At 66.5% G+C, this 9,653-nt stretch carries 9 protein-coding genes and 1 pseudogene; 5 read left to right on the top strand and 5 right to left on the bottom strand.

Going from position 1 to position 9,653, the window contains the following annotated elements:
- Positions 1–826: glucosamine kinase nucleotide-binding domain-containing protein (locus VTU_RS0104615; RefSeq protein ID WP_010101311.1), on the bottom strand; the 826-nt coding region annotated here is incomplete at its 3' end.
- 260 nt (positions 827–1,086) lie between these two features.
- Here VTU_RS0104615 and murJ point away from each other — a divergent pair.
- Positions 1,087–2,652 carry a murein biosynthesis integral membrane protein MurJ gene (murJ, locus tag VTU_RS0104620; protein ID WP_010101312.1) on the top strand — a complete coding sequence of 522 codons (1,566 nt, stop codon included), beginning with the start codon at positions 1,087–1,089 and terminating at the stop codon, positions 2,650–2,652.
- Between the two features lie 37 nt (positions 2,653–2,689).
- Here murJ and VTU_RS0104625 read toward each other — a convergent pair whose 3' ends face one another.
- Together VTU_RS0104625 and VTU_RS33425 are read right to left on the bottom strand one after the other, a co-directional pair.
- On the bottom strand, positions 2,690–3,628 hold the full coding sequence (locus VTU_RS0104625; RefSeq protein ID WP_010101314.1) for a YncE family protein: 939 nt from the start codon (positions 3,626–3,628) through the stop codon (positions 2,690–2,692).
- Positions 3,625–3,765 carry a hypothetical protein gene (locus VTU_RS33425; protein ID WP_010101316.1) on the bottom strand — a complete coding sequence of 47 codons (141 nt, stop codon included), beginning with the start codon at positions 3,763–3,765 and terminating at the stop codon, positions 3,625–3,627. The genes VTU_RS0104625 and VTU_RS33425 overlap by 4 nt, the downstream gene beginning before the upstream one ends.
- A 171-nt stretch (positions 3,766–3,936) precedes the next feature.
- On the opposite strand from VTU_RS33425, the gene VTU_RS0104635 reads away from it, so the two are divergent.
- From VTU_RS0104635 to VTU_RS0104645, 3 genes are all read left to right on the top strand, one after another.
- A complete protein-coding gene (locus tag VTU_RS0104635) occupies positions 3,937–4,887 on the top strand; it encodes a LysR family transcriptional regulator (RefSeq protein WP_010101318.1) in 951 nt (316 codons plus the stop codon).
- Between the two features lie 193 nt (positions 4,888–5,080).
- On the top strand, positions 5,081–6,577 hold the full coding sequence (locus VTU_RS0104640; protein WP_010101320.1) for an NAD-dependent succinate-semialdehyde dehydrogenase: 1,497 nt from the start codon (positions 5,081–5,083) through the stop codon (positions 6,575–6,577).
- 11 nt (positions 6,578–6,588) lie between these two features.
- Entirely contained in the window at positions 6,589–7,653 is a 1,065-nt protein-coding gene (locus VTU_RS0104645) for a homocysteine S-methyltransferase family protein (protein WP_010101321.1), read from the top strand.
- A gap of 66 nt (positions 7,654–7,719) precedes the next feature.
- Here the strand turns inward: VTU_RS0104645 and VTU_RS0104650 are convergent, their stop codons facing one another.
- Together VTU_RS0104650 and VTU_RS0104655 are read right to left on the bottom strand one after the other, a co-directional pair.
- Positions 7,720–8,484: a DUF3800 domain-containing protein gene (locus VTU_RS0104650; RefSeq protein ID WP_010101322.1), complete on the bottom strand. Its 765-nt coding sequence runs from the start codon at positions 8,482–8,484 to the stop codon at positions 7,720–7,722.
- Between the two features lie 306 nt (positions 8,485–8,790).
- Entirely contained in the window at positions 8,791–9,456 is a 666-nt protein-coding gene (locus VTU_RS0104655) for a c-type cytochrome (protein ID WP_010101323.1), read from the bottom strand.
- Between the two features lie 103 nt (positions 9,457–9,559).
- Between VTU_RS0104655 and VTU_RS32495 the strand changes: the two are divergent.
- Positions 9,560–9,653: pseudogene (locus tag VTU_RS32495) on the top strand (AAA family ATPase); the annotation flags it as partial.

The following is a 9,653-nucleotide window of genomic DNA, read 5'->3' on the forward strand; positions in this document are numbered from 1 at the left end:
CCACGCGGCGCGTCTGGCAGGCGGGCGACAGGCGCGGAGCCAGGCGCTGACCGATGCTGCCGCACACCGCCAGCGGCAGGCGCTGCCCTGCGTCGAGCGCGAGCGCCAGTGCGTCGAGCGCCTGCGCAGCGCGCTGCAGCAGCTGCGCGGCGGCGAGGTCGCAGGCCTCATGCTCGAACACCAGCGGCGCGAGCCGGGCATAAGCGAACTGGCCCGCAGCCTCGCACCAGGCCAAGAGCTTGTCGCGCGTGTCGCCGCACACGTCCCACACGGCGTGCACCAGCGGCCCGCCACGCAGTCGGCCATCAATGGCCCAGTGCGCGAGTTGGACCGCGTGCTGGCCCAGCCAGGCGCCGCTGCCTTCATCGCCGAAGGGAAAGCCCCAGCCACCCACGCTCAGGTGCGCGCCGTCTTCGCACAGGGCTTCGCCGACGCTGCCCGTGCCGGCCACCACGATGGCGCCAGGCCGGCCAGCGTGCGCGCCGGTGAGCGTGGCAAAGGCATCGGTGAAAAGCTCCACCCGGCCATAGACCCGCTGCGCCGCGCAGGTCTTCTGGAGCGCGAGGAACTCCGCGCACCAGCCCACGTTGTGGACCCCGGACAGGCCAAGGCCCAGCGCACAGCGCGCGGACTCGAACCCGTCCAGTCTGGCTGCGGCCACGGCCGCATCGACCGCGCGGTGGATCTCCACCCAGGCCTGCGGCCGCCCCTGCCCCAGTGCCGACGGGCCAGCCTGGCCATGGCCCAGCACGCTCCCATCGCGCCGCAGCAACAGCGCACGCGTGCCGGAGCCGCCACCATCCACACCCACCAGGTAGTCGATCATCTGGCCGCCCCGAATGCTTGAGGGGACAAAACCAATTCAGAAACCAATTTTCTGATGATGAATACCAGCTGCGCAGGCAGATACTCGAGCAGCGGGTCACGAAGGATTGGCATTCCGGAATTTCCTTTGGATACGTCAAGGAAACACGCCCTCCCGGGGGCGTGGCCGGCGGAGTATAACCAATACAAGTCCACTTTAACAAGCTATCTTTTGTGGTATGGGACCGCGGGCGGCGTCAGCGAGCGCATACACTCCCGGCGGTGTCCTTGTTCAAAGCCGCTTCCACCGTCTCCCTGCTGACCCTGGCGTCCCGCGTGACGGGTCTGATGCGCGACCTGCTGATGGCTTCGGTGTTCGGGGCCAGCGCCTTGACCGACGCCTTCAACGTCGCCTTCCGCATTCCCAACCTGTTTCGTCGGCTCTTTGCCGAAGGGGCGTTCAGCCAGGCCTTCGTTCCGGTGCTCGCCAGCACCCGGGCGCAGCAGGGCGAAGAGGCCGCGCACCGGCTGATTGCCGCCGTGAGCACGGCCCTGACCTGGACGCTGCTGCTTTGCTGCCTGCTGGGGGTGCTGGGGGCTCCGGTCCTGGTCTGGGCGCTGGCCAGCGGCCTGCATCAGAGCGCCGGGGCGTACGACGCGGCGGTGCTCATGACGCGCTGGATGTTCCCCTACATCGGGTGCATGTCGCTGCTTGCGCTGGCGGCCGGAGTGCTCAATACCTGGAAGCATTTCGCCATTCCCGCCGCAGCGCCGGTGCTGCTCAACGTCTGCATGATCGGCGCCGCCTGGTGGGGCGCGCCGCAGTTCCAGGCGCGCGGCGTGGAGCCGATTTTTGCCATGGCGGGCGGGGTGATGCTCGGCGGTGTGCTGCAACTGGCCGTGCAGTTGCCCGTGCTCGCACGGCTCGGCCTGCTGCCGCGCATCGGCACGACCTGGGGGACCTTGCGCGCCGCCTGGGCAGAGCCGGGCGTGCGCCGGATGCTGGGGCTCATGGCGCCCGTCCTGCTGGGGGTGGGGGTGGCGCAGATCTCGCTGATGATCAACACCCAGATCGCGTCGTACCTCACGCCGGGCAGCGTGACCTGGCTTTTTTACGCGGACCGCCTGATGGAGTTCCCCACGGCGCTGCTCGGCGTGGCCCTGGGCGTGGTGCTCACGCCGCAGCTCGCGGCGGCCAAGGCGGCGGACGATGCGCAGCAATACTCCGCGCTGCTGGACTGGGGCCTGCGCAGCGTGCTGCTGCTGAGCGTGCCCTGCGCGGTGGCGCTGCTCACGTTTTCCACGCCGCTGGTGGCGACGCTGTTCCACCACGGCAAACTGGCCGACGGCGACGTGGGCCGGATCGCCGTGGCGCTGTCCGGCTACGGTGCGGGCCTGCTCGGGCTGGTGGCGATCAAGGTGCTCGCGCCCGGCTACTACGCCAGCCAGGACATGCGCACCCCCGTCAGGATCGCCATCGTGGTGCTGCTGCTCACGCAGTTGCTGAACCTGCTGCTGGTTCCCCTGATCGCCCACGCCGGCCTGGCCCTGTCGATCGGCCTGGGCGCGCTCGTCAACGCCCTGTGGCTGCTCGCGGGATTGCTGCGGCGCGGCAGCTACCAGCCCCGACCGGGCTGGGGCCGGTTTGCGCTGCAGGTGTTCGCAGCCAGCGCCGTGCTCGCGCTCTGGCTGCTCTGGGGTGCGCAGCATTTCGATTGGCTCGCGCTGCGCGCCGCCGGAGCCCGGCGCGCCGGCCTGCTGGCGCTGCTCATGCTCGGGGCTGCGGGGCTGTACTTTGGCGCGCTCCGGGCTACCGGCCTCAGGCTGCACCAGATGCTGCGGCGCTAGTTTTTGCCCCGAAGTTGGCGTGCATGGCGGCTGGCATTCAGTTGCGGGCGGGCGCGAGCACGTACGAGACGTCCGGTTTGCGCTGTGTCGCGATCCAGCGTTCGAAGCGCAGCGTCTGCATGTTGAAATAGCCCAGCCGGTCGTCGTCCTGGCTGACGAAGGCCAGGGGCCGCGTGGGGTGAAAGCTCAGCGCGATGGCGCGTGCGCCCATGGGGACATGCGCCAGCTCGCGCAGGCTGCCGGGGTCGACCACGGACAGGCTGCGCGCGCCATAGTTGGTCACGAGCAGCCGGCCGTCGCGGTGCAGGTACAGGCGCGTCGCGTCGTCGCGCGAGGGCACCTGGTATTTGATCTGCATGCTCGTGCAGTCGATGGCGCACAGGGTGTTGCTCCAGCGGCAGCTCACGTACAGGGTCTTTTCGTCCGCGCTCAGCGCGCAGCCTTCGGGCTTCTCACCCGGAGCGCAGGCCACGGGGGCGCAGGTGGGGTCGTGCGGGCGGATCCTGGTCACGGTGTGCGACAGCAGGTTCAGCGCATAGGCCGTCTGCCCGTCGCGGGTCAGGGCAAACAGGTGGCTCTTGATTCCCCCCGTGCCCACGACGCGCCGTGGGGCGTTGTCGGTTTCGGGATGCTCCAGCACCACGAGTTGCGCGCGCTCCTCGCTCAGCGCGTACAGGCGGTCCTGCGCGTCCATCTGCATGCCGTGCAAGCGGTTGAAGGGCGCGACGTCGATGCTGCGCACGTGCTTGCGCCGGGCGATGTCGATCTGAAAGACGTGCGTGCCGCCGACCCCCGTGTGGCCCGCGGTTTCCACGCCGTAGTGGCCGATGTAGGCGTAGGCTTGGCGCGAATCGACGACGAACTCATGCGGAAAGTCGGGCAGCGCGATGCTGGTCAGGCGCGCGCCGCTGTCGAGGTCGTAATAACTCAGGCAGTGGCTGGATTTTTCCACCAGCATCAGGGTGTCGCGGGTCATGGCTTGCCCTGGTAGCGGTCGAGCGCATGGCCGTTCGTGAAATCGACCCGATCGCGCCAGACGCTCATGCGTTCGGGGCCGATTCCGGCAAGGTCGCCGAGGCTCAGGGCAACGACCGGTTTGGCTGCTTGTGTCATGCGTGGGTGGATTCCAAGGGTCAAAGGCCGGGCAGGTGTCTGAGGCATCAGGGTGCCGGGCCCGATTGTCGGGAAAGGGGCGCTGACCATAAATTCAAAATTTAGACACAATCAATAACTAAGCCTTACGATTATCCCCGGATTTTCCCGTCACTCAGAAGCCATTGCCGTATGCCCGATCACCGCCATCCCCTTGTTTCGCAGCTCTTCAACCGCCTGCGCATGCGCCAGTTGGCGCTGGTCCTGGCGTTCGCCGAGCACGGCACATTGCGCCGCGCCGCAGCCGAACTGGGGATGAGCCAGCCCGCGGCCACGAAGATGATTCAGGAACTCGAATCCGCACTCGGGCAACGCCTGTTCGCGCGCGAGGGCCGCGGGCAAAGGCTGACCCCCGCAGGCGAGCGCGCGCTGGACTTTTTCCAGGGCATGCGCGGGTCGATGGAATCCATGGTGCGCGAACTCGAAGAACTGCAACTGGGCAACGCCGGGCGCGTGTCGGTGGGCTGCATCATGGCGCCGCTGCCGACTTGGCTGAACCCGGCGATCATCGCGCTGAACAAGGCCTACCCGCGGGTCACGATCCAGGTGACGCTGGACACCAGCGACCAGCTCGTGGAACTGCTCGAGGACGGCTCGATCGACATCGCCATCGGGCGCGTGGCGCCGGGACACGGGGCGCAATTTTGCTTCCATCCACTGGACAACGAGTCGCTGGCCGTGGTGGTCGGCGTGGGCCACCCGCTGGCCAAAAGGAAGCTGGTCGCGTTTGCCAACCTGCTGGAGTATTCCTGGATACTCCAGCCCCCGGGAAGCCCCCTGCGCGAGGTGCTCGAGCAGGAGTTCCGCGCGCTCCAGGCGCCCCTGCCGCGCGGCCTGATCGAGACCGCGTCGATCCTGTGCACGATGCGCCTGATCGCGGACACCACCATGATCGCTGTGCTTCCGCTATCGGTCGTCACGGTCTACGCCCAGCACCATCTGCTCAAAATCCTGCCCTGCCAGATCAAGCACAAGATGGGCGCATTCGGATCGATCACGCGCCAGGACCGCCCGCTGTCCGAGGCCGCACGCTATTTCCTGTCGGCCCTGCACCGCAGCCAAGCGGCGGCGGCGGGGGCGTAGCCTGGCTCGCCCGCGGTCCCGTTGCCACATTGACGCCCCCTGCCGCAGCCATGCCGGCGCCTGTAAGATCGACGCAGACGGCACGGGGAATGCGGCAGGACGGGACGACGCGGGCAATGCCTCGCGGGCCGCGCGCCAATTCCTGCCCGCCCCCCATTTAACTTTCACCCCCCACCGACCCAGAAAGCACCCCATGGACATGAAGACCTCCCCCCTGACGCTGCTCAAGGACCCCACGCTGCTCAAGACCGACGGCCTGATTGATGGCCAGTGGCGGACCGCAAGCAGCCGCTTCGACGTCATCGACCCGGCCACCGGCTGCAAGCTCGCCGACGTCGCCAACCTCGGCCCGGCCGATGCCCAGGCCGCCATCGCCGCAGCCGACGCGGCCTGGGGCCCCTGGAGGGCGCGGACCGTCAAAGAGCGCAGCGTCCTCCTGCGCAAATGGCACGACCTGCTCATGGCCCACCAGGACGACCTGGGCCGCATCATGACCGCCGAGCAGGGCAAGCCGCTGGCCGAGGCCAAGGGCGAGGTCGCCTACGCCGCGAGCTTCGTCGAGTGGTTTGCCGAAGAAGCCAAGCGCATCAACGGCGAGACCCTGCCCACGTTCGACAACAACCGCCGCCTGCTGGTGCTGCGGCAGCCCATCGGCGTGTGCGCAGCGATCACGCCCTGGAACTTCCCGCTGGCCATGATCACGCGCAAGGTGGCGCCGGCTCTGGCGGCCGGCTGCACCGTGGTCATCAAGCCGGCCGAATTGACGCCGCTCACGGCGCTGGCCGCGACCGAACTGGCGCTGCGCGCGGGAATCCCGGCGGGCGTCCTGAACGTCCTGCCCGCCGACAGCGAGCAATCCATCGCCATCGGCAAGCTGCTGTGCGCCAGCGAACGGGTGCGCCACATCAGCTTCACGGGCTCCACCGAAGTGGGCCGCATCCTGATGGCGCAAAGCGCCCCCACGGTGAAAAAGATATCGCTGGAACTGGGCGGAAACGCGCCCTTCATCGTTTTCGACGACGCCGACATCGACAGCGCCGTGGCAGGCGCCTTCGTCAGCAAGTACCGCAACGCCGGCCAGACCTGCGTGTGTTCCAACCGCATCTACGTGCAGGAAAAAGTCTACGACGAGTTCGTGCAAAAGTTCGCCGCCAAGGTCTTGACCGCCAAGGTCGGCAACGGCTTCGACGCCGAAGTCAACCAGGGCCCGCTCATCGAGGAGGCGGCAGTGCTCAAGGTGCAGCGCCATGTGGACGACGCCGTTGCCAAGGGCGCGAAGGTGGTGACCGGCGGTCGGCGCCTGCAAAACCTCGGATCGGGCCAATTCTTCGAGCCCACCGTGCTCGCCGACGCCACGTCCGACATGCTCTGCGCCCGCGAAGAAACCTTTGGCCCCGTGGCGCCGATTTTCAAGTTCAAGACCGAGCAGGAAGCCATTGCCGCCGCCAACGACACCGAGTTCGGCCTGGCCAGCTACTTCTACAGCCGCGACATGGGCCGCATCTTCCGCGTGGGCGAGGCGCTGGAATACGGCATGGTCGGAATCAACGTGGGCGTCCTGGCGACCGAGCACGTGCCCTTTGGCGGCGTCAAGCAGTCCGGCCTGGGCCGCGAGGGCTCGCACCACGGAATCGACGACTACGTGGAAATCAAATACCTGTGCCTGGGGGATATCCAGAACACCCGGTAGGCCAACGCGCGATGCATGCGATTGAATACACCCGCGCCGCCGAACTGCCCGCGATCCTCGCCCGGCGCATCGCCATTCTCGACGGCGCCATGGGAACCATGATCCAGCGCCTGAAGCTGGGCGAGGCGCAGTACCGCGGCCAGGGCTACACCGGACCCGACGGCGCAGACGGGCGCTTCCAGGCGCATGCGCGCGACGTCAAGGGAAACAACGAGCTGCTGAGCATCACCCGCCCGGACGTGGTGCGCGATATCCACGAACGCTATCTGGCCGCCGGCGCCGACCTGATCGAGACGAATACCTTTGGCGCCACCAGCGTGGCGCAGGAGGACTACGGCATGGCCCCACTGGCGCGCGAGATGAACCTGCGCTCGGCCCAATTGGCGCGTGCCGCCTGCGACCGCTACGCAACGCCGGACAGGCCGCGCTTCGTCGCCGGCGCCCTGGGCCCCACGCCGAAGACCGCGAGCATCAGCCCCGACGTGAACGACCCGGGCGCCCGGAATATCGATTTCGAACAGCTGCGCGCCACCTACTACGAGCAGACCGAGGCGCTGGTCGAAGGCGGCGCCGACCTGCTGCTCGTCGAGACGGTGTTTGACACCCTGAACGCCAAAGCCGCGCTGTTTGCCATCGACGAGTACTTCGAGCACAGCGGCGAGCGCCTGCCGATCATCGTCAGCGGCACGGTGACCGACGCCTCGGGCCGCATCCTCTCGGGCCAAACCGTCACGGCCTTCTGGCACAGCGTGCGCCACTGCCGTCCGCTGGCCATCGGCCTCAATTGCGCGCTCGGCGCGACGCTGATGCGCCCGTACATCCAGGAACTGAACCGGGTGGCGCAGGACTGCTTCATCAGCTGCTACCCCAACGCCGGCCTGCCCAACCCCATGAGCGACACCGGCTTTGACGAAACGCCGGAAATCACCAGCCGCCTGCTGCACGAATTCGCCGCCGAGGGGCTGGTGAACATCCTCGGCGGCTGCTGCGGCACCACGCCCGAGCATATTCGCGCGATTGCCCTGTCCGTGGAAAAGATGCCCGCGCGCAAGATGTTCTACTCGGCCGACGCCTGAGGGCCGCTTGGCGCTGGCTGGCTTCCTCACCGGTGAAGGCATGACTGGCGCAACGCCAGGGGCAGGCTACGCGGGATTTGGAAACGGGTACTTGTCCGGCTCGATGGCAGCAAGGGTGGCGATGGTTGCGGGGGTGACCGAAGCGACGAGACCGACCCGCTGCCGCGCACGGCGAAGGAAGAACGGTTCAATCAACCTGAATCCGCGATCATCCTTTGACTGGTAGTAGCGAAAGATCCAGTACGCGATGAGGTCCGCCAACTGAATCAACCGCGATGCCCTTGAGTCAAGAAAGAGCGGGACCTCCGCGAAGTTCCGCAAACGCCCCCCGAGTTGGTGGCCCTGGTGTTTGAACAGCGACGAAAGGGCTTGAAGTTTTTGTTCATACGAAGCCTTGTCGCAAACGACGAGCCCCCTCTGCGGGTCCTGGTGTCTGGTCCACATATCTGCCAGATACTGATCGAATTGATGTGCAACGGCTTCGAATGAGCGTTCAAGAATCTGATTGAGCGGCAGCGTGGACTTTTCAATCACCGAGGCGAAGACGCGCAGCTTCAGTTGTTGATTTCCAAGCAGCGACAAGACATCGACTACCGCCTGCACACGCTCGGCAGGAGCGATGCCCGACCAATCGCCCTTGCCTGCGTGCATGGGCGACCCGTGGAATTCAACGGACGAAGGATCCGCAGCATTGAACCGCGCGGCGATGGGGCTGATGCGGGAGTCCAGCCAATGCGTCGAACGCTCGAACACGGCGACGCCCGCGAGGACGAAGAAATTGCTGCCCGGGTCCTGTGGGTGACCAGACTCGTCGAGGTACAACAGATACAAGCTGACTCCCACAAGCGGCGCAGGAGCCTCTTGCGTCGGAGGCCACTGACACCGGGCCCGGCATCATCCGGGTGCACAGCGGGTGGTTCGAGAGTTTGAGGCCCTGGCTGCATCCGCAACCGAGGTCCCCTTGCCCTTCCCTTCCCCAAATGAAGACGGGCCGCGAAGCCGCGGCCCGTCAGGAATTTGGTAGGCCAAGTGGAACAATCGTCCAACGCACCGTGATCGACAGCACTCCTGGCCCGGGGCGTATCTTAGCTTGGAAGCGTTGAGGTGGCAAACAGTGGGGAAACTCTGACGCCCAAGTCAGCGAAAGAGCGGCTGCGGCACCGTGCGCAGTTCCCCTTCGAGGCCACTCATGTAGTTCGCCAGGGCCTTGAGCTCGGCGTTGCTCAACTGCTTGACTGCAACCGCCATGGCGGCGTTGCTGCGGCCAATCCGGGCGTTTTTCTCGGCCTTGTAGGACTTCAGCGCCACCAGCAGGTAGTCGGCGTGCTGGCCTGCGACCTTGGGGAACGCCGGGTCGGTGGGTTTGGAAAATTGGGCGCCGTGGCAGGAAACGCAGTCCCCTTTTTGCATGAGTTCGGCCACCCGCGCGCCGGGTTCGCGGGCGGACGCGGCGGGCCGTTCGGCGGCGGCGCTCTTGCCATGCTGCTCGTAGTACGCGGCCAGATCGGCGATGTCCTGCTCGCTCAGCGACTCGGCGATGCTGCGCATCGTCGGGTGCTTGCGTTCGCCTTTTTGGTAGGCGAGCAACGCAGCGGCGATGTATTTGCCGCTCTGGCCCGAGATCATGGGAACCTTGTGCACTTCAGGAAAACTGGCCTGGTAGCCCGCAATGCCGTGGCAGCCGATGCACATGGCGATTTTCTGTTTGCCGGCCTGCACATCCCCCTTGACTTCCTGGGCATGGGACGATGCAGTCGCGCAAGCGACAGCCAAGGCAAATAGCGTGGTCAACGTCTGGTTCATTTTGCGCGCACAATCTCGTGGAAGTTCGGCTCTGGCTGGGGACCGCGGCCGATTATAGCCAGCGCCCGTCCCGCCCATTCATCAACGATCCGCTGATTTCCCCATGAAATTCCAAGGCTCCCAGAACTACGTCGCAACCCCGGATCTGAGGCTTTCCGTGAACGCGGCGATCACGCTGCAACGCCCGCTGCTCATCA

It is taken from the genome of Verminephrobacter aporrectodeae subsp. tuberculatae At4 (assembly GCF_000193225.1).
In the GTDB taxonomy this organism is placed as follows: Bacteria; Pseudomonadota; Gammaproteobacteria; order Burkholderiales; family Burkholderiaceae_C; genus Acidovorax; species Acidovorax aporrectodeae.

Bases quoted from the DNA above. Each gene is read 5' to 3' on its own strand.
- VTU_RS0104625 (WP_010101314.1), bottom strand. From the start codon at position 3,628: ATGACCCGCGACACCCTGATGCTGGTGGAAAAATCCAGCCACTGCCTG.
- VTU_RS33425 (WP_010101316.1), bottom strand. From the start codon at position 3,765: ATGACACAAGCAGCCAAACCGGTCGTTGCCCTGAGCCTCGGCGACCTT.
- VTU_RS0104635 (WP_010101318.1), top strand. From the start codon at position 3,937: ATGCCCGATCACCGCCATCCCCTTGTTTCGCAGCTCTTCAACCGCCTG.
- VTU_RS0104640 (WP_010101320.1), top strand. From the start codon at position 5,081: ATGGACATGAAGACCTCCCCCCTGACGCTGCTCAAGGACCCCACGCTG.
- VTU_RS0104645 (WP_010101321.1), top strand. From the start codon at position 6,589: ATGCATGCGATTGAATACACCCGCGCCGCCGAACTGCCCGCGATCCTC.
- VTU_RS0104655 (WP_010101323.1), bottom strand. From the start codon at position 9,456: ATGAACCAGACGTTGACCACGCTATTTGCCTTGGCTGTCGCTTGCGCG.